Below are 20970 nucleotides of genomic sequence, written 5' to 3'. Positions count from 1 at the left end.
CTCGAAATTTACTCTCCTCTGGTATGCCTACTTGTCTGATAGGCGCGCGTTCTTCTTATCCTTTTTTATAGAAACGTGACATTTCATCGAGAGAATCTTGAATCACGTTCACTGGTACTTGATGTTCCTTATCCACTTTCAGTTGATTATTGACTTGTTGAGAGTGCCCGCCAGGGTTTACCACTAACATGGTTTCTTTCCCTACCAGCGCATAGTTGTAATAGCTGCCCGCAATAAACCAATCACGCGGAACACCATTCTCAAATAGGTCTTGTCCCACGCTATACGATTGGGTGTCGCCTTTAACGTCGAATAGCTCGTTCATTAGGGTTGGTACAATGTCATAGTGTGTGGTGCGATAGTTGATCTGTTCTGGCTGATGATCCGGAAGATAAAGGTATAGCGGGACATGCACTTGAGTGTCACTGTAGTTACCCGTGTGACCCCAGTAGTTCATCTTATGATCGTTAAATTCCTCACCATGGTCGGAAGTGATCACCACAATAGTGTTCTCTAAGTCGACATTTTTGAGCACTTTTGCAATCAAGCTGTCGATGAAATACAACGAGTTTTTATAGCGATTATGGTAAAGCGAGGCGTCAAAATCGTTGTTCAGAAGAATATGATCGACGCGCTCCCAATAAGGTTTGAACTTAGCGAATTCAGGTTCTGGAAAACTGGTGCCATGGGCGGAATCGTAAAACAAGAAGCTGAAATACGGCTTGTCGTTATCTTGCTTTTGAAACTGAATAAACTCATCGGTGATCTGCTGGTCACGTTTGATTTGTGTTTCGCCAGTTTGCTTAAGGGTGAGATCTTTCACCTTCTTAAAGACGGTGCGCGATAAAGGCGGGCTAGTTAATGGTGCTGAACCAAAAATACCCATTCGATAGCCTTGATTTTGCAGGGTATCCATGAAGACGGGGGATTTTTGACTCGCATAAAAGCTGTCCCAGTAAGTTGCTGGCAAGCTGTAGAACAGACTAAAAATGCCCGCCTGAGTAGAGTTACCACCGCTCATGTGTTGAGAGAAGTTGGCCGTTTTTTCGCTGAACTTGCTGACATTTGGCATGATCTCTGGTATTGCGTCACTGTAGCGCCACGCATCAATCAAAATGAATAACACATTCGGTTGCTTGTCTTTCGCTTCTACATTTATAGGGGCGAGTGGGTAGTTCAGTGAACTGCTTTCAATATTCTTTAGCTCCACTCGGTTTTGTGAAGCCATACTTTCATCCACTAAGTGATGGCGATAGATAAAATTACGTGCCGTTAACGGGTAGTAAAGAGGCCAGTTATTAGAGAACTGGCTGACTTCGTCGTCATAGAGCGCGTTCTTATAGGCGTGGATAACCTGAGTACTCAGCAACAAGCCAAACCAAACTGCCACGATCACGAACTTTGCTCGGCTCTGAGCCAGTTTATTGGCTAACCAAACAGTGAATGCCAAACCAATGGCGAGCAGTGCAATGTCGCTAATAAAAACTAGCCAACTCATCCAAGATATTTCAAATACGTCGCGACCGCCTTCGAAGAACATGCGGATCAGTAGACCATTGATGTGCAGTTTGTATTGCTGGAAAACGAGGATATCGACTTTCAGCGTGATCAAGATTGCGATTGCAATGGCGATCACAACGACTCTGAACATGCGCGTCGGCAAAAAGGACAGTAATAAACAACCCAACATCAGCGGAAGAGCAATTAAACCCAACCAGCCAAATTGTGTGGCAAGTAAATAATATTCTTGCAGAAAGGTGAGCGGTTCTGCTTGGTTGTTTGACAGCAAAAATGGGTAACAAGCGATCGACAGATAAAGCGCAAAGCAAGCAAAAAATGCAATCAGCCAAGCGCCATTTGAAGAAAATTTGCGCAACATAGTTTTGGTATTCCAGTGCTTTTCTCATCCCTATCAAATCAGAACAAAGTGTGGTTTAGCGTGACATCAAAACGATTTGACCCCCGCAGTTCTTCGTTTCCCACTCAATATTCAATTTGATGAGTATTGTTGTAAATATTTGCGTTAATTATAAAACAGTGTTTTTTATCATGAAATAGTTGTGACTGATGTCACGCTTTGTATTTGCGTGTAAGACGTGACTTACAAATGTCAGTTGCTGGTTATTTGCGCAGAGTTCGGGTGTTCTCTAACCTTTTGTTATTTAAGCTATCGAGATCGCTCTAGGAATATATGCGGCTGTGCTAAGCTTGCTAGCAGTTTCCATTGGCGCTCGGTGCACTTACTTTGTTTACTGTCTATCACTCCAATCAGGTCGATGTTCTCAAATCACTTCTTGTTGAACTGATTCGCATCAATCCATTAGAAAATCCATTCGAAAAAGAGCAAATTCTGGTTCAAAGCCCGGGTATGTCTCAGTGGTTAAAAATGGAATTGGCGAAAGAGTTTGGTGTTGCGGCAAACTTAGAATTTCCGCTGCCAGCGACTTTTATTTGGGATATGTTCACCCAAGTATTGGCTGATGTGCCTAAGCGCAGTGCCTTCAACAAAGAAGCCATGACGTGGAAGCTGATGCACTTGCTTCCGGGTTTGTTGAACGAAGCGTCATTCGAACCTTTGGCACGTTATCTTCAGGACGACAGTGACAACTCCAAGCTTTATCAATTGGCAGAGAAAATTGCCGATATTTTCGATGGCTATTTGGTGTATCGTCCAGAATGGATTGCAAGCTGGGAAGCAGGGCAAACGGTGCCCGAACTTGAAGACGAGCACCCATGGCAACCGGTTTTGTGGCAAGCATTGTACGATCACACGGTTACCCTTGGGCAATCGCCTTATCATCGTGCCAATTTGTACGAACACTTCATTGATACGCTAGAAAACTTCAACGGCAATTTTGATCATCTGCCGAAGCGTCTGTTTGTGTTTGGTATCTCTTCACTGCCGCCACGTTACATGGATGCGCTCAAAGCCATTGGTGAACACATTGATGTGCATTTGATGTTTACCAACCCCTGTCGTTATTACTGGGGTGAAGTACGTGACCGTAAATTCCTAGCTCGCTTAGCAGCAAAACATCGTCAGCACGTGGTGTGGCAAGAAGACCATTCTGAAGTGCAAGGTGAGAGTGAGCAGTTAAAAGGTTCACTAGAAGAAAACGTAGTGGATGAGCTGCATACTGATGTGGTGGGTAACAGCTTGTTGGCGTCGATGGGTAAACTTGGGCGCGATAACATGTATCTGTTGTCGCAGCTCGAATCCCATGAGATAGAAGCTTTTGTTGATGTCGAGCGCGACAGTCTGCTTCATCAACTTCAAGCTGACATTCTTAATTTAGAAGAGCACCAAGACGACGAGCAAATCGACAGCAGCCAGCACAAACAAGTGGTGAGTTTGGGTGACAAATCTCTGAGCTTGCACTCTTGCCACAGCCCTATGCGAGAAGTGGAAGTGCTACACGACCAGCTTCTGGCGATGTTCGATGCCGATCCGACACTGAAACCGCGCGATATTATTGTCATGGTGGCAGACATCAATGCCTACAGCCCTGCGATTCAGGCGGTATTCGGCAATGCGCCGGGTGAGCGTTTCATTCCTTACTCGATTTCAGACCGAACGGCCGATCAAGAAAGCCCAATTTTGGCGGCTTTCATGCAACTTGTTAATTTACCGAATACACGTTGTTTGGCTTCTGAATTACTTGAGCTGTTAGAAACGCCGGCGATTTTGAAGCGATTCGACTTAAGCGAAGATGACTTCCTTCAAGCCAAACTATGGGTGGAAGAATCTGGTATTCGCTGGGGGCTAGATAGCCATACGGGCAGCGAATTTGAACTGCCAGAAACACGCCAAAACACATGGCAATTTGGTATCCAGCGTATGTTACTAGGTTACGCGATGCCAGAGTCTGCTGGTTTGTTTGAAGCGCAAGAGGGTAGCCTCTCGCCATACAATGAAGTGCAAGGTATGGGCGCAGAACTGGCCGGTAAGTTAGCTCACTTTATTCAACAAATTAGCCAATATCGCCGCAAACTTTCCCATGTTCAGTCCATTAATGCATGGCGTGAAACCTTGGTGGCGATGTTGGATGACTTCTTCTCTGTTGAGCTAGAAGGGGAAATGGCGCTTAAGTCGATTCGAGATACCTTAAGCCAGCTGAAAGAGCAGCTAACCGATGCGGCATTTGATGATGCTTTGTCGCCTTCTATTGTTAGCCAGTATCTACAAAACAAGCTGTCAGGAACACGGGTCAGCCAGCGCTTCCTTGCCGGACAAGTGAACTTCTGTACTCTGATGCCGATGCGTTCGATCCCATTTAGAACCGTGTGTCTACTCGGTATGAATGATGGTGTTTACCCGCGCTCAATGCCACCAGAAGGTTTTGACTTAATGACAGGGCGCCCTAAACCGGGCGACCGTTCACGTCGAGACGATGACCGTTACCTATTCTTAGAAGCCATGCTGTCTGCGCAACAAAGTTTGTACATCAGTTACGTTGGGCGTTCTATCCAAGACAACACTGAGCGCGTGCCGTCTGTTCTGGTGTCGGAGTTGATGGAATATTGCCATCAGAACTACTGCCTAGATGGCGATCAAGACCTGCCAGTCGATGACTCCGGCGATACGCTACTTAATGAGTTAGTGAATGTGCATGCCATGGTGCCATTCAGCCCAAGCGCATTCCAAGGTTCTCATTCAAGCTATGCCAAAGAGTGGATTCCAGCGGCGTTGACCCAAAGCAACCAATCACAAGGTCATGCGCGTGGCGAGTTTAACCGCGCATTGGATGATTACTTACTCGGTGCAACCATCCCAATCGAGTTGGATTTGGTGGAATTACAACGCTTCTGGCGTTTGCCGGTACAGTATTTCTTTAACCGCCGTTTAAAAGTGATGTTCGAGCCGCCATTGCCTGTGATGGAAGATGATGAGCCATTCGTATTAGGTGGTCTAGAAAGCTATCAAATGCGTGATGAGCTACTGGAAACCTTGCTTGAAACCGCCATTGCTCAACCATCGGCAAAAGCAGACGTGCTCAAGCACTTTATGAGTGAGCAACGCGCGCAAGGCAAATTACCGGTTGGTGCATTTGGTGATATCGAGTTTGAGACCAACCGCGTGCAAGCGGAAGAGCTGGTGGATAAGTTGGCGTTTTTATCTGGTGCTCCGCAAGACGATTTAGAAATCGATCTTACCTTCGATGTGCTTGGTGAAGGAAAAAACATCCGTCTAACTGGTTGGCTAACTCAGTGCTATCAGTCCGGTTTGATTCGCTACCGCAGCGGTAAAATTCGTGCGCAGGATTACCTTGCTGCATGGATTGATCATCTTGCTATGTCTGCCTCTGGTCAGCCTAGAAAGACCCACGTTATCGGTTATGACCGCAAGGAAGGCGCGGTGCATTTAGTTTACCCAGCAATGGCAGACGCTGCGCAAGCGAAACAACTACTTGCTGAATTAGTACGCCTGTTTTTTGAAGGCATGACCAAGCCATTACCATACTTCCCGAAAACAGCACTGGCGTGTGTTGAGGCGGGCTTTAGTCGTGGCCACTGGGCTGATGACGAAGAGAAATCGCTGAAGAAAATGGCGGATGCATTCAATGATGGCTATATGAGTCCAGGTGAGGGAAATAACGCGTATATTTCGCGTATTTGGTCTACTTGGAATGACGAGCTTGCAGCAGAAGTTCGCATGCTGACCGCATTGGTTCTTCAAGGCGCAAGACTGGCGGCGATGGATGCCGATGATGAAAAGTAAGTTGGATTATTTAGATAAAGAAGAGAGTAGGGTGGCCGCCAGAAAATCATTATTTTTTGTAGGGCGTTCGCTGTACGGCCACAAGGTCAGAGGGACCATGATTCGTTTGAGTGTTTAGCCTGATCATTTATCAATACGTTAAAGTGATTGCTCTGTTATCAGTGCTCATCTCGTGACGCGCATACTAGCGGTTGAAGATCAGGATAACCGTGAGTGAGATCCCACTAACCTCTAAATATTCCAACTTGTTAGACATATAAATAGAATTTTTAACGACAGATCACAGTTCGGTCAGTCGATAATCCGGAGAGATTCAGCGTTATGGCGCAAATGTCAGTTCCAACTCCACTGCAAACCATGACTTTTCCACTGTATGGTGCAAGGTTAATTGAAGCATCGGCAGGTACGGGTAAAACCTTTACCATCGCAGGCTTGTATCTGCGACTCCTACTAGGGCATGGCACTGCCGATACGAAGCACCGCGTGCCGTTGACCGTCGATCAAATTCTGGTGGTGACCTTTACCGAAGCTGCAACAGCGGAGCTGCGTGATCGTATTCGTGCGCGTATTCACGACGCGAGGATCGCATTCGCTCGCGGACAAAGCTCAGATCCTGTGATTCAACCTTTGTTGGAAGAAATCGAGGATCATAAGCAAGCCGCCGAGATCCTTTTGCAAGCGGAACGCCAAATGGATGAAGCCGCGGTGTACACCATTCATGGTTTCTGCCAACGCATGCTGACGCAAAACGCTTTCGAATCTGGTAGTCGTTTCAACAATGAGTTTGTAACGGACGAAAGCCACCTAAAAGCGCAAGTGGTTGCCGATTACTGGCGTCGTAACTTCTATCCTCTGCCATTCGCTTTGGCAGGAGAAGTGCGTCAACTATGGGGCTCACCATCGGATCTACTGTATGACATCAGTAACTACCTCACGGGCGCGCCGCTAAGCCTCTCTGTTCCTGCAATGCAAGGTGGTCTTGCCGATTTGCATGAGCAAAACTTAAAGCAAATTGATGCTTTGAAAGCCCAGTGGCGTGATAGCCAAGATGACTTCCTCGCGTTGATTTCTGATTCCGATGTCAACAAACGCAGCTACACCAAAAAGTCTTTGCCCACGTGGTTAGAAGCGGTCAATACATGGGCAGCAACAGAAACCACGGGCTATGAATATCCAGATAAGCTGGAGAAGTTCGCGCAGAATGTGTTATTCGAGAAAACTCCGAAAGGCACTGCGCCACAGCACTCGGTGTTTGAGGCGATAGAAGCCTTCCTTGCCAACCCAATCAGCTTAAAAGCACCATTGTTAGCTCATGCGATTGAGCATTGTCGCGTGATGCTGGCAAAAGCAAAAAATCAGAAACAATGGTTGTCATTCGATGACTTGCTGACTCAGCTTTCTGCCTCGATTGATACCGATGAAACCGCATTACTGACGGAACGCATTCGCACGCTTTATCCGGTAGCGATGATCGACGAATTCCAAGATACCGACCCACTGCAATACAGTATTTTCAGCCGCATTTATTTGGATAACCCTGAGTGCGGTTTGTTTATGATCGGTGACCCGAAGCAGGCGATTTACGGCTTCCGTGGTGCGGATATCTTTACCTACATCAAGGCACGTAACCAAGTTAGTGCTCACTACACGCTTGGCACCAACTGGCGATCAAGTGCCGATATGGTATTGGCAGTGAACCAGATTTTTGCTCTGCCAGATAGCCCGTTTATTTATGACTCCGACATTCCATTCCATTCAGTGGATTACAGCCCAAGTGCCGACAAACGCGTTTGGACCATGGGTGGTCAAAAGCAACCTGCACTGACTTATTGGCTGCAAGAAGCGGAAGATAAACCTCTGCCAAAAGGCGAATATCTCACCGCTATGGCAGAGGCGACAGCAAGCCAAATTCAAACCATTTTGACCGCGGCGCAACAAGGCCAAGCGTGTTTGGTCAATGGAGAAAAGCAGAAGCCAGTTAAAGCGGGCGACATTGCAGTATTGGTGCGAACGGGTAGCGAAGGTCGCATGGTCAAACAGGCGTTAGCAGACCGAGGCATTGCCAGCGTGTACCTTTCTAACCGCGATAGCGTGTTTACCAGTTCTGTCGCACAAGACTTACAGCGTTTGCTGCAAGCGGTGTTAACGCCAGAAAATGACAGAGCATTACGTGCCAGCCTTGCATCAGAATTATTCACTCTGGATGCTGCCAGCTTAGACGCCCTCAATAACGACGAAACCGTGTGGGAAAATGCGGTTAATGAGTTCAAAGAATACCGCAAACTTTGGGTGCAGCGTGGCGTGCTACCTATGCTGCGTGCAGTGATCAGCAAGCGCCATATTGCTGAGCGTCTGCTAGAAGAAGGGGCGAGCTCACAAAGCGAAAACGGTGAGCGAGTACTTACCGATTTGATGCACATTGGTGAGCTATTGCAGCAAGCGAGTAACGAATTAGACAGCGATCACGGCTTGCTGCGTTGGTTAGCACAATCTATCAGCGATGCAGAGCACGGGTTGGGTGGCAGTGATGACCAAATTCAACGTCTGGAATCAGAGCGTAACTTGGTGCAAATCGTCACCATTCACAAATCCAAAGGTCTGGAATATGACTTAGTCTTCCTGCCATTTGTGTTTGGTTACCGAGAAGCAAGTGAAGCCAAATACTACGACGCTGAGAACGATCGCACCGTGCTTGATATCACGGGTAACGATGCGTCGTTAAAACAGGCAGATAAAGAGCGCCTTGCTGAAGACTTGCGCCTTATCTATGTAGCGCTAACGCGTGCCGTGTATGCCTGCTTTATTGGTGCTTCACCACTACGCAATGGCCGCTCAACCAAAGAGCCAACTGGCGTGCATCACAGTGCGATTGGTTATTTGGTGCAAAATGGTCAAGAGGGCGGCATTAACGATTTGTTTGTTGGGTTGAAGAAGCAGCAAGAGAATCTCGATAATGTCGTGATTTGTGATCCCCCAAAGCAGCACGACGAGATGTATGTTGCGGAGCAAACAGAGTTGGATGCACTGACAGCTAAAGAGCTGCAAAACCCGATTGATAGAAACTGGCGAATCACCAGTTACTCGGGCTTGGTTAAACAAGGTTCTCATCATGCCGAGCATGACGCGACGATTGAAATTACCGGCTTTGATATCGATTCTTCAGAAGAGCAAGATGAGGCGGAATTGGTTGAGCCAGAACGCTCTATCTTCAACTTCCCGCGTGGCGCACGTCCGGGTACTTTTCTGCACAGCTTATTTGAGGAAATTGAGTTTACTCAGCCCGCGACAACGGAAGAGAACACCCAAATCATCCTCGGCTTGATGGAAAGTGAACAGCTTGATGAAGAGTGGCTGCCAATCCTGCAACAGTTGATTGATACCGTGCTGGCAACGCCTTTGGATAGCAAAGCACTGCTACTCAATCAGAAAGGTCCGGCGCAACGTTTGGTTGAGATGGAATTCTTACTGCCGATTGAAGTGCTATCTGCACCAGCATTGAACCGCGTGATTCAACGTCATGATCCGCTGTCTGCTAAAGCGGGCGATTTGGGTTTCCAAACCGTGCAAGGCATGTTGAAAGGCTTTATTGACTTGGTGTTTGAGCACCAAGGCAAATACTACGTCCTCGACTGGAAATCGAACCACTTAGGTGATGATGTGTTCCACTATCATGGCGATGTGTTGAAGTCGGCGATGGCGGATCATCGTTACGATCTGCAATACCAAATCTATGCTTTGGCGCTGCATCGTTTCTTACGCAGCAGATTGCCAAATTATGATTATGAACAGCACTTTGGCGGTGTTTATTACCTGTTCTTGCGTGGTATGGATGGGCAAAGTGATCATGGTATTTTTTCTGCCAAGCCAACCTTTGAATTTTTACAAGAGATGGATCATTTGATTGATGGTCAAGCACCTGACACGCGATCCAGCGAATCTGGTCAGATGGAGTTAATTTGATGAAAACCAATGATCTTCTTTCTGAGCAAAGCAGCCCTCTGGCAACAAAAGATCTAGCGGCAACACGAGATCTATTGGCAACTTTAGAATCGTTGGCAAAAAAAGGGGCGATTCGCCAATTGGATTTCCAGTTCGCGCGCTTTATCTATTCGCAAGTTGAGCAACAAGCGAACAGCCAAGAACTGGCATTTATTGCTGGTGTGGTCAGCAGTGAATTAGGCAAAGGGCACATCTGCTTGCCTCTGTTTGACAGCCAAGGGCAGCCAACAGACCTTGCCAGTAAGCTCGGTCTATTTGGGGAGTCTGCGTTAGCGCTTAATACTCAACTGCAGGGCGTCAATTGGGTGGAGCTTCTGCAAGTATCGCCTTTGGTTGGTACTCAAGGTGAAGCTTTGCCAATGATGTTTGATGGCGAGCGTCTCTACTTACATCGTTACTGGCACTATGAAGTGACGTTGGCGGACAAACTTAATCAACTCAGTGCGGCTGTAAACCTACAACCTCAAGAGTTCACACGTTTGTCTGAGTTGCTACATCATTTGTTTGCTCGTCAGTACCACTTTCTGTTCAATGCATTAGCCAAGGCGGTAGAGGCAGGAACCAGCAACCAGGTGCTACGCCAGCAATTAGTCTGTGACCATTTGGATGTGGTCACTGTAGACAGTCTCGATTGGGCTGACATTGATGCGGCGGTCTGCCAAGCAAAACAGGTTCATGAATTGCAAGTCCTGGACAAGCTTGTACCGTTATCAGCTTGTGTTAACTGGCAGAAGGTCGCTGCTGCGGTGGCACTGACGCGTCGTTTTGCGGTGATTTCTGGTGGGCCGGGTACGGGTAAAACCACCACGGTAACCAAATTGCTTGCCGCGCTGATTGAGCAAGCAGGACAAGAGAAAAACCTCACCATCAAGCTGGTGGCGCCAACAGGTAAAGCGGCAGCGCGTTTGACGGAGTCTATTGGTAAAGCGATTCAAGAGTTGCCAGTGGAGCCTGAGCTTAAAGCGAAAATTCCAACCGAATCGAGCACTTTGCATCGCCTATTGGGCGCGATCCCAAACAGTTCAGAGTTTCGTCACAACAAACAAAATCCGCTGCACCTCGATATTTTAGTGGTGGATGAAGCCTCCATGGTCGATCTGCCGATGATGTACAAAGTTGTGGATGCACTGCCAAAGCATGCGCGTTTGATTCTTCTCGGAGATAAAGACCAGTTGGCATCGGTAGAAGCTGGTGCGGTGCTAGGTGATATCTGTTCGTTCCATGCATTTGGCTTTGGCAAAGAGCAGGCGTCTGCGGTCGCGAAGTTGACAGGCTTTGACACTTTGGCGTACAGCACCAATAGTAATGCTTCTATTGCCGATAGCTTATGTATGCTGCAAAAGAGTTACCGATTCGACGCTCGCTCTGGTATCGGCCAGCTAGCAAAAGCGGTCAACGCTGGCTCAGCTGCAAAAGTAGACGACGTTTGGAATCGTGATTTTGCTGATATCGAGCATTTTGCACTGAGTAGTCAAAACTACAATCAGATGATGCAGACTTTGGTCTCTGAATATGGTCGTTATCTAAAACGCATCGGGCAGCAAGAGATTGACCAGAAGACTGGGGAGCCCGAAACTCTAACCCACAAAGCCAAAGCAGTGCTGGATACCTTTAACCAATGCCGATTATTGTGTGCCATTCGTGAAGGTGATTTTGGTGTGACAGGTTTAAACCAACGCATTGAAAAAGCACTAGCTGCACGTAAGTTGATTCAAACCCAAGACGAGCTTTGGTATCACGGCCGACCTGTGATGGTCACGCGTAACGATCATGGCTTGGGGTTGTATAACGGTGATATTGGCATTTGTATGCGAGACGACAGCGAAGGTGAACCGCGTCTTAAAGTGTTCTTTGAACTGCCAGATGGAAGCGTGAAGTCGGTGCTGCCAAGCCGAGTGCCTGAGCATGAAACCGCGTACGCGATGACCATTCATAAATCACAGGGCAGTGAGTTTGAATACACGCTAATGATTTTGCCGCCAGATTTCAGTCCAATCCTCACTCGCGAGCTGATCTACACTGGTATTACTCGCGCGAAGAAACGTCTTGCGATGTTCGCTGAGATGAATGTTCTCAAGCGCGGTATTAAAGTGAAAACCACTCGAGCGAGTGGGTTGGTATCTCGTTTATCTAGTTAAAACAAAAAGACCGAGCGCGATGCTCGGTCTTTTTTAATTTTGTGTAAACGCATTGGTAAATGACACGCTGCGAATTTTGTACTGCTGTTGGTAAGCCAAGATAAAATCTTTAGTGGCGTCATTGACGGGAAATACGCAGTGGACGTCTAGCCCTCCCAGAAAATGGTTATCCGCCATATCCCAGAAGCTTTGAAGTGAGTTGCAAATAATGGTTTTCATAACAGTGCTCATCTTATTCATTGTAAGAGTAACAACTGTCCTTGATGCGTCATGCAGAGCAGCTAAGCTTGCTCCGCACTTTAGGGTGATAGTTATTCACCTAGATCCATTTGTCGATTGTTTGAAATACGACCGTTTGTTGCGCAGAGTATAACCAACAGCATGTATATTGAAAAGGTTAAATTGCGACCAATATCAATGTAAAGCTTTGCATAATTATTTAGTCGTAGAACGTACTGAGTTTCGTTCCTCCTCATAGGTCTAACGCGAGGATTTTCGACTTACGCTGGAAGTTGTACAGCCCTTGCTTTGCCCCTGGTAGATAATCGACGCTCACCTCATAGAAACCTTGTTCTCTAAACCAATGCAGACTGTGTGTCGTCAGGACAAAAATCTGATTGATACTGTCTGACTTAGAGCGGTGCTTCATGTAATTGAGTAGCAATAATCCACGATTACCGTCGCGATAGTCTGGGTGGATCGCCACGCAAGCCATCTCCGCTTTTTGCTCCTCAATATATGGGTACAAAGCCGCGCAACCGATGATCAAGCCGTCTTTTTCAATAATGGTGAATTTATTAATTTCTTGCTCAAGTTGCTCGCGAGAACGCCTTACTAGCACGCCTTGCTCTTCTAATGGGCGAATCAGATCTAAAATACCGCCAATATCGTCGATGTCCGCTTCACGTACCTGTTCGGCACTGGCCATCACTACTTGTGTACCGATACCATCGAAAGAGAACAATTCTTGGATGAGTGCGCCATCCACTTTGTAGCTGATAAGGTGGCTTCGTGGCACTCCTGCACGGCAAGCTGCAATAGAGCCTTTAAGAAAACGTAATGTACCGGAGTTATAGTCGGGGTTTGGTGCGGTGTTCTCAGTAAGCTTCTTAATGACATGCTCTGCTTCGATAGGAAACAGTTCAGCGACGGCGTTACCGTTATCGTCAATCACACCTTGCTCTGAGCAGAAGCCAATCAGTTTGTCGGCTCCAAGCTTTATCGCCAACTGGGTGGCCACTTCTTCTGAAAGCAGATTAAAGCATTCGCCTGTGACTGAGCTGGCAATTGGACCAAGTAACACAATGGAGCCTTGATCGAGTGTGCGATGGATAGCGTCAGTATCGATTCGACGAATGCGGCCGCTGTGACAATAGTCGACGCCATCATCAACACCGAGCGGTTGAGCAATGACAAAGTTGCCGCTCACGACGTTCAGTTGAGTACCTGCCATTGGCGTATTATTTAGACTCATAGATAAGCGTGCAGTAATGGCCAGTTGAAGTTGCCCTGCGGCTTGCATAACTACTGAAAGGGCTGCTTCATCTGTGATACGAACGTTTTTGTGATATGGCGTGGTAAGGTCCTGTTTCTCCAGTAGTTGATTGATCTGAGGTCTAGCTCCATACACCACAACCACTTTAATGCCCAAGCTATGCATTAAAGCAATGTCGTTGATAATGTTGCCAAAGTTTTTATCAGCAACCGCTTCGCCTCCAAGCATCAATACCATGGTTTTTCCACGGTGTGCATTCACATAGGGTGTGGATTGACGGAATCCTTTAACCAGAGCAGTACTACGAATTTTCACTACAGCCATTCCTTGTGTTTATTTATGCTTTAATATTGTCTTTTTATTCAATTGTTGGCAAGCCAATTTTTTGGAATAAAGTACAAACATCGTGAGCGTGGTGCTTGGTTGTGTTTGGCCGATGGGGGTACAATGCATGGGTCTAGTTCAAACACGTGAGCCTCATGTCTTCAGTTGTAAATAAGAATGCTGCGATCGCTGCTCAAACCGAGCAAAATTCCTCAACCAAATCGACATTTCGAAAGTGGGTCGAACGTTCACTTACGCTGACGGCGCTCATCGGTACTTTTGCCGTTTTGATGATGTACGGTGATTTGATTACGCGCTATGTAAATCCGCCGACCCCTAAATCGACCATCTATGGAAAATGGGTCGAGCAAGATGTTGCTCCCTATGCTCGAGAAGAGTTTGTTCTGAGTGAGAGAGGAGTGACGGTACGCGGATCAACTGTTGCGACGGACTTTAAGTTTGATGGTGATACGTTGTCATATAAAGTGGGCTCTACGGTACGCACATTTGAGTTTACAGATCAGCACTACGCAGAGATAAAACTGGACTCAAATGCTCATTACCTTCCCGTGTTTCGTTTGGAAGGTCATTCTAATTTAGCGGTTCGCTAACCTCCGTTTCTCAAAGCGTGATTCGTTGCGTGTGGCAGGGAATCGCGTTTTGTCACATCTTTATGTTCTTGCGACTTTTCACAAACATTTTCCGGACAATCGTTTGATTCCATTGCTGTTATTATCCTCAACCCAGTTTAAATGGATAAAATGGCAGCAAACCAAGTCTTTGCCTTAGCGCTGATACACTTTGTCGCAGCTTTTCAATTGCGTCGTTTGCATTTGTTTGCCATCCTTTTGCTATCTTCTTTTACGGAAAAAACACGTGTTTAAAAAACTCCTTCCTATTGTCTCTTTAAGTCTGCTATTTGGTTGTGCGGCTGAGCCAGAACAAAACCTACTTGCTAAGCAAGATTACGATGGCGAGTTTTCGCATATTTTGAATAAAGCCGATGTTGTTGAATCGAACAAACCACAAGATTTCACAGAGTTCAACAAACAAGCAGAACAGGTTGTGATTAATTCGCCTTCAATGGCAAAAATGTACCAGCCACTTTACGAGAAGTTGAGCGAATGGGCATTGCAGAGTGGTGATACGACTGCGCTCAGTGCTTACGGCATTCAAGCCGCGCAGCTTGGTGGCGGTGACAAGAAGGGTAACGTGTTGTTCACCGGTTACTTCTCACCAGTGATGGAATTGCGTCACGAACCAAACGAAACGTTTAAATACCCAGTGTATGGCAAGCCGGTTTGCAGCTCAAACTGTCCGACACGTGCCGAGATCTATAACGGTGCGCTAGAGGGACAAGGTCTCGAGCTTGGCTATGCACCTAATATGATTGACCCGTTTATGATGGAAGTGCAGGGCAGCGGCTTTGTTCATTTTGAAGATGACGATACGTTGGAATACTTCGCTTACGCAGGCAAGAACAACAAAGCGTACGTGAGTATTGGCCGAATTCTAATTGAGCGTGGTGAAGTGCCACGTGAAGAGATGTCACTTAAAGCTATCAAAGATTGGGTAATGAAGAATGATGAAGCAACGGTTCGCGAGTTGTTAGAGCAGAACCCTTCTTATGTCTTCTTTGCGCCACAAGCCGACGCGCCAGTAACGGGCTCTGCGGGCATTCCTTTACTGCCAATGGCATCGGTAGCAGGCGATCGTTCGATTCTACCTATGGGTACGCCAATTTTGGCGGAAGTGCCGCTACTTAATAAAGATGGTACATGGAGTGGAGCACACCAGCTTCGTCTTCTTATTGTGTTAGACACTGGCGGAGCGGTGAAACAAAATCATCTCGACCTATACCATGGTATGGGACCACGCGCGGGTACAGAAGCGGGTCACTACAAGCACTTTGGTCGTGTATGGAAGTTGGGCTTGGAAAACACGCCAACGCAAGCACCTTGGGCTTTGCCGCCAGAGAAGTTACAATAAGCGCCTAGCGAGAGGAATCGCCTCTCATCATCTAGACATTTCCTCAAAGAGTGCGTATAAATCGCACTCTTTGTTTTTCTATCGATCATCTGGAACTTCAATATGCGTGAACTCGATACTCCGGCATCTGACAGCTACAACCAACGTTTTGGTGGCACTCGTCGTCTCTACGGCAACAGCGAAGTAGAAATTCTTCGTGCTGCACACGTGTGTGTGATTGGTATTGGTGGCGTAGGTTCTTGGGCGGTAGAGGCGCTGGCACGAACTGGTATTGGTGAGCTGACGCTGATTGATATGGATGACGTGTGTGTGACTAACATTAACCGTCAAATCCACGCGATGACTGGCACGGTTGGTCAAAGCAAAATTGAAGTGATGGCAGAGCGCGTTAAGCTGATTAACCCAGAGTGTAAGGTGAATCTGATTGACGATTTCATCACGCCAGATAACCAGCACGAGTACTTGAGCAAAGAGTTCGATTACGTGTTGGATGCGATCGATAGCGTAAAAGCAAAAGCGTCTCTACTGGCTTACTGTCGTAGCAACAAGATCAAAGTGATCACGACAGGCGGTGCTGGTGGTCAAATCGATCCAACCCAAATCATGGTGGCGGATCTGACCAAGACTATCCAAGATCCACTGGCGAAGAAGATCAAAGATACATTGCGTCGTCATCATAACTTCCCGAAAAATCCAGCGCGTAAGTTTGGTATCGATTGTGTTTTCTCTACGGAGCAATTGAAGTACCCACAAGCCGATGGTTCAGTATGTGGCGTGAAATCGACAGCAGAAGGTCCAAAACGTATGGACTGTGCGAGTGGTTTTGGTGCGGCGACGGTTGTAACCGCAACGTTCGGTTTTGTTGCAGTATCACGCATCGTTGAAAAGCTGATTCAAAAGCATAAGAAGTAATTCAAAGAAGAGAGCGCACCAATGACTGATTTTCCTGTTTCGCCGTTTGGCACCGACATCAGCAGTGAAGACATCGCCGCAACCATGCAGCAATTTAAAGGTTGGGAAGACCGTTACCGTCAGGTGATTCAATGGGGGAAAAAATTGCCTCAAATGCCTGAGGAGCTTAAATCAGAGCAAGTTACGGTATCTGGTTGTGAGAGCCTAGTGTGGCTGGTGAGCAAAGAGCAAGAAGGCGTATGGCACTTCTGTGCTGATTCTGACGCGCGCATCGTTCGTGGTCTGATTGCCTTGGTGATGGCGGCTTACGACGGTAAAACGGCAGAGCAAATCCAAGCGTTTGATATTGATGCTTACTTTGAAAAACTGGGCTTAATTGCCCACCTAAGCCCATCGCGTGGCAATGGTTTGAAAGCCATTGTTGAGCAGATCAAAACACAGGCTCTGTAATAGCGATTAGTTAACACTGCGCAAAGAACAGAATAAAGAAAAGGGTTGAAGACAAACGGTTTCAACCCTTTTTCTATAAATCTATAGTGGTATTTTTATTGTTAAAGCATATCGACCGCTTTCTCGACGGCAGCAATCAGCTTCTCAACATCTTCTAACGTATTGTATATACCAAAAGAAACACGCACCGTGCCTTTGACGTTAAGCGCATCCATCAGAGGGTGAGCACAGTGATGCCCTGCACGAACAGCGATGCCTTGTTGATCAAGCAGGGTGGCAATGTCTTGATGGTGAACACCATCCATCACAAAAGTAAGCACTGAAGCGTTCGGCTGATAACCGAGGATTTGAATGTCGTCCAGATGAGTCAGTGCTTGGTAAGTTTTGTCTTGCAGAGAATGCAGATGTGCCTCTACTTCGGTTTGGTTAAAGCCTTGGTACCAATCGATAGCTTTTGCTAGCGCAATTGCGCCGGCGACGTTCGGTGTACCCGCTTCAAACTTACCCGGCAAGGCAGAGAAGGTGGTTTTCTCGAACGAGACTCTTTCAACCATTTTGCCGCCGCCGTGCCATGGTGGCATCGCTTCTAAAAGTTCAAGCTTGCCATACAGAACGCCAATCCCAGCGGGTGCATACAGCTTGTGGCCAGAGAAGACATAAAAGTCGACATCGAGCTCTGCCAAGTTCAATGGTTCATGAACAATACCTTGTGCACCATCGACAACAACAACAGCGCCTACCGCATGTGCCATGGCGATGATTTTCTCGATAGGTTGACGAGAGCCCGTTACATTGGTGATTTGTGCGCATGCTACGATTTTACAGCGCTCCGACAACAGTGCTTCAAATGCATTGATGTCGAATTGGCAATCGGAGGTCATCGGAACTTTAACGATTTTCGCGCCCGTTTGCTCCGCGACAATTTGCCAAGGCACGATGTTTGCGTGATGTTCCATTTCACTGATCAGAATTTCATCACCCGCTTGGAGCGAGTTTCGAGCATAAGTTTGCGCGATGAGATTTAGTGCTTCGGTTGCGCCGCGCGTCCAAATAATTTCTTTTGAGCTGCCTGCCCCAATGAACTTCGCAACGGTTTCACGAGCCGCTTCAAATTGGCTGGTCGCGTTGGCTGTTAAGCTATGACTGCCACGGTGCACGTTAGCATTTTGTGCACTGTAGTAACGGCTAATCACATCGATCACGCACTGCGGTTTTTGCGTTGTTGCTGCGCTATCAAGGTAGACCAAAGGTGACTGGTTGACGTCTTGATTTAGGGCGGGGAACTGTTCGCGTACAGCGTTTACGTCAAACATTATTCGTCACCGAACTCGTGATAGTGCAGCGTTGGGATGGTAACTAGAGGCTCTGCGACCATCCATCCATGCTCTTTACCAGAAAGTTTGATAATGATTTCCATCGCGAACTCAAGCGCGGTTCCTGGCCCCTGACTCGTCAGTAGGTTGTGATTCACATCCATGGTGACGCGTTTAGCTCGCCATTTGTCTTCAGGAATATGAGATTGGAAGCTTGGATGGCATGTCATCAAGGCTTCGGGGTAAAGGTTGTGGTGTTGCAAAACCAGAGCAGGTGCAGCACAAATTGCCGCCACCAGCTTACCTTCGTACATATGCTGTTTCAGGATCTCAATCATGATTGTGCTATCACGGAAGGTTTCTGCACCACCTACGCCACCAGATAGAACAATCGCATCAAACTCGTCATCGGCAATATCAACCAGCTTGCAATCCGCGGTTAGTGTTACGCCACGAGATGCTTTCATAGTCAGTGCACCATCGAAATCTGCGCTTGCGACCGTTACGTCATAGCCCGCACGAACCATCAAGTCGATAACGGTTACCGCTTCCATTTCTTCTGTGCCCGGCGCGATAGGTACTAAGATCTTTTTATTCATTGTTCTGTCCAGCTTTGTTCAATCTGTTTGATGCGTTGATAGAGTTTGGTATTCTCTGGCGTGCTAATGTGATGCTTTTCGGCGGCTTGCAGTAGATAACCAGTAATAAAGTCTATCTCGGTACAACGTTGGTGAAAAACATCTTGCCTCATAGAAGAGTAGTTGGCTGCTGTAGCGTTAACCACTTGCATGATAGTGGCATGCAAAGAGTCAAAATCTACCTCGACCTCTTCTTTACTCATGACTTCCACTAACTCATAAGTGATGTTCGCCAATTTAGTGGCAAACTCAGGAGCGGCAAGCTCACCATTCTTACATTGGTGAATTGCGGTCAGTGGGTTGATAGCACAGTTGATCGCGAGTTTAGTCCACAAAGCAGCGTTGATGTTTGGGTTCCAATTTACCTCGGGCAAAGCGTGGTTCATCACATCTGCTAAGAAGTCACATTGAGCACCTTTAGCATTAAAACTACCCAGTTGAGTATTCCCCTGACCAGTGTGAAGAACCTGCTCTTTACTTGGTTTGTAAGCACCGTGTGTTGTTGTGGCAACGATTAATGGGTTATCAGGCAGTTTTGCTTCCAGTAGCGGTGCAGTGCCCATACCGTTGTGCAGTAACATCACGATGGTGTCTTCACTGATATAGGGAAGAAGAGGCACAATAGCTCCCTCTACTTGCCACGCTTTTACCGTTACAACAATCAGATCTGCATTTTGCACAGAAAGGGTGTTTTGATTGGCAAAGTTTATAGCAGGGTGATTATCAAGTTGTAGCAACTGCTCGCTGTTTGAGCTTCTTCCCCATAAGGAAACATTGTGCCCAGCAAGTTTTAATTTAGTCGCCCAGAGTGAACCGACGGCCCCAGGGCCAAGGATGAGAATATTCACCAAACGCTCTCATTAAAAAGGTTTGCTGCAAGGATAATGAGGGAAAAAAGGAAAGCAAATAAAAATGGCGCCAAGAGGCGCCATTTTTGGGGAACTTATCGGTTTTATTAGAACTTGTAAGTTACAGCAACGTAGTGACCGAAGCCAGTTGTTTTACCAGCTAGACCGTCATCTTTAAGACCATATACGTCTTTGTAGCCTTTTAGACCGTAACCAACTGCGAAGCGATCTGAGTGCCAGTAGATACCGTTGAACATAGCACCACCGTTAGTAGTGTTAAGTGCACTGTTATCGTCATTCATACCAAATTGGTAATCGATGTAACCTTGGTAAGAAATGAATGAACCGTTCTCGAAGAAGTAGAATGGTTTGAACCAGTTGGTCGAGATTTGGAAGCCGTTCCAGTCTTTTTTGTTACCATCGTAAGTGCCGTATAGGTTTAGACCGATTTTGCCTAACCATGGAACCATTACGTCAGAGCCAAGACCAACCTTTTGGGTGTTTACAGAGATTGGGTTCGTTTTGTAATCGGTACCATCCCATTCCATTAGAGTTGCAACGTATAGTTCTTGAACTGGACCGAAAGATAGGTCTTTGCCCGTTACCGCGTCAAGAGACATACGAGGTGCGAACTTCATAAAGATTTTAGGGTCGCCTACTTTATCGCTGCCAGGGTCAGAAGCCAGGTTAAATACATCCACGTAACCGTAAAGATCAAAGATACCAGAGCGACCGCCGAACTCCATTTCTAGGTAGTCGTGTGAAGACTCGTTTGGAAGCTCGTCGAATGCACCCATTAGGTTGAATTGCATCCATTTGTAATCGTTTTTGTGGATATCGCCGTCTGAGTAGTCAGCAGCCATAACTGGCGCTGAAGTAGCCGCTAGAAGGCTAAGAGCTAAAAGTGATTTACGCATAAGGGGACTCTCTATGTTTGTAATGATTCAGAACACGCAATCTGTGCTGCGCTTTCCAATTGGCGGGAATAATAGCGATAAAAATCCCAAATGAAAGTGATAAAGGATGCAAAAATGAAGGTTTTTAGTGAAGCTCGTCACGAAATAAGTTTATTTCACGGAACTTTTTTATTGTTGCATTGGTTTGCAATAGATATGTGACTCAGATCGTTTGCGTAATCGTTTTTA

General features: G+C 46.8%; 14 protein-coding genes. 7 read left to right on the top strand and 7 right to left on the bottom strand.

What is annotated here, in order from left to right:
* Nucleotides 1-55 precede the first annotated feature (55 nt).
* On the bottom strand, nucleotides 56-1879 hold the full coding sequence (locus A8140_RS12385; RefSeq protein ID WP_005529447.1) for a DUF3413 domain-containing protein: 1824 nt from the start codon (nucleotides 1877-1879) through the stop codon (nucleotides 56-58).
* A 366-nt stretch (nucleotides 1880-2245) separates the two neighbouring features.
* Here A8140_RS12385 and recC point away from each other — a divergent pair, with 366 nt between their 5' ends.
* The 3 genes from recC (at nucleotide 2246) to recD (ending at nucleotide 11856) form a co-directional block, all read left to right on the top strand.
* Nucleotides 2246-5719, top strand: coding sequence for an exodeoxyribonuclease V subunit gamma (gene recC, locus A8140_RS12380; RefSeq protein ID WP_005529445.1), 3474 nt, complete (start codon nucleotides 2246-2248; stop codon nucleotides 5717-5719).
* A gap of 321 nt (nucleotides 5720-6040) precedes the next feature.
* The gene (gene recB / locus A8140_RS12375) at nucleotides 6041-9679 is read left to right on the top strand and encodes an exodeoxyribonuclease V subunit beta (protein WP_005529443.1); all 3639 of its coding nucleotides are present in this window, start codon (nucleotides 6041-6043) and stop codon (nucleotides 9677-9679) included.
* On the top strand, nucleotides 9679-11856 hold the full coding sequence (gene recD / locus A8140_RS12370) for an exodeoxyribonuclease V subunit alpha (RefSeq protein WP_005529441.1): 2178 nt from the start codon (nucleotides 9679-9681) through the stop codon (nucleotides 11854-11856). Before recB ends, recD begins: the two co-directional genes overlap by 1 nt.
* Nucleotides 11857-11889: 33 nt before the next feature.
* Here recD and A8140_RS12365 read toward each other — a convergent pair whose 3' ends face one another.
* Nucleotides 11890-12075 carry a hypothetical protein gene (locus A8140_RS12365; RefSeq protein WP_005529439.1) on the bottom strand — a complete coding sequence of 62 codons (186 nt, stop codon included), beginning with the start codon at nucleotides 12073-12075 and terminating at the stop codon, nucleotides 11890-11892.
* Nucleotides 12076-12328: 253 nt separating this feature from the next.
* Nucleotides 12329-13666: an amino-acid N-acetyltransferase gene (argA, locus tag A8140_RS12360; RefSeq protein ID WP_005529437.1), complete on the bottom strand. Its 1338-nt coding sequence runs from the start codon at nucleotides 13664-13666 to the stop codon at nucleotides 12329-12331.
* A gap of 164 nt (nucleotides 13667-13830) precedes the next feature.
* Here argA and A8140_RS12355 point away from each other — a divergent pair, with 164 nt between their 5' ends.
* From A8140_RS12355 to csdE, 4 genes are all read left to right on the top strand, one after another.
* Nucleotides 13831-14286 (top strand): DUF2850 domain-containing protein, encoded by a 456-nt coding sequence (locus tag A8140_RS12355; RefSeq protein WP_005529435.1) that lies wholly within the window; start codon nucleotides 13831-13833, stop codon nucleotides 14284-14286.
* 265 nt (nucleotides 14287-14551) lie between these two features.
* A complete protein-coding gene (mltA, locus tag A8140_RS12345; protein WP_005529430.1) occupies nucleotides 14552-15664 on the top strand; it encodes a murein transglycosylase A in 1113 nt (370 codons plus the stop codon).
* Nucleotides 15665-15766: 102 nt separating this feature from the next.
* Nucleotides 15767-16576: a tRNA cyclic N6-threonylcarbamoyladenosine(37) synthase TcdA gene (tcdA, locus tag A8140_RS12340; RefSeq protein WP_005427322.1), complete on the top strand. Its 810-nt coding sequence runs from the start codon at nucleotides 15767-15769 to the stop codon at nucleotides 16574-16576.
* 21 nt (nucleotides 16577-16597) lie between these two features.
* On the top strand, nucleotides 16598-17026 hold the full coding sequence (csdE, locus tag A8140_RS12335; protein WP_005529427.1) for a cysteine desulfurase sulfur acceptor subunit CsdE: 429 nt from the start codon (nucleotides 16598-16600) through the stop codon (nucleotides 17024-17026).
* Nucleotides 17027-17127: 101 nt separating this feature from the next.
* Here the strand turns inward: csdE and csdA are convergent, their stop codons facing one another.
* The 4 genes from csdA to A8140_RS12315 all read right to left on the bottom strand — a co-directional run bounded on the left by csdA (nucleotide 17128) and on the right by A8140_RS12315 (nucleotide 20742).
* On the bottom strand, nucleotides 17128-18339 hold the full coding sequence (gene csdA, locus A8140_RS12330) for a cysteine desulfurase CsdA (protein WP_005529424.1): 1212 nt from the start codon (nucleotides 18337-18339) through the stop codon (nucleotides 17128-17130).
* On the bottom strand, nucleotides 18339-18938 hold the full coding sequence (locus A8140_RS12325) for a DJ-1 family glyoxalase III (RefSeq protein ID WP_005436618.1): 600 nt from the start codon (nucleotides 18936-18938) through the stop codon (nucleotides 18339-18341). The genes csdA and A8140_RS12325 overlap by 1 nt, the downstream gene beginning before the upstream one ends.
* Nucleotides 18935-19825 (bottom strand): 2-dehydropantoate 2-reductase, encoded by an 891-nt coding sequence (gene panE / locus A8140_RS12320; protein ID WP_005529422.1) that lies wholly within the window; start codon nucleotides 19823-19825, stop codon nucleotides 18935-18937. Before panE ends, A8140_RS12325 begins: the two co-directional genes overlap by 4 nt.
* Before the next feature lie 107 nt (nucleotides 19826-19932).
* The gene (locus A8140_RS12315; RefSeq protein WP_005529420.1) at nucleotides 19933-20742 is read right to left on the bottom strand and encodes a nucleoside-specific channel-forming Tsx family protein; all 810 of its coding nucleotides are present in this window, start codon (nucleotides 20740-20742) and stop codon (nucleotides 19933-19935) included.
* Between the last annotated feature and the right edge of the window lie 228 nt (nucleotides 20743-20970).

It is taken from the genome of Vibrio campbellii CAIM 519 = NBRC 15631 = ATCC 25920 (genome assembly GCF_002163755.1).
GTDB lineage: Bacteria > Pseudomonadota > Gammaproteobacteria > Enterobacterales > Vibrionaceae > Vibrio > Vibrio campbellii.
The sequence above is the reverse complement of the archived record's forward strand: the minus strand, read 5'-3'. Positions and strand labels throughout refer to the sequence as shown.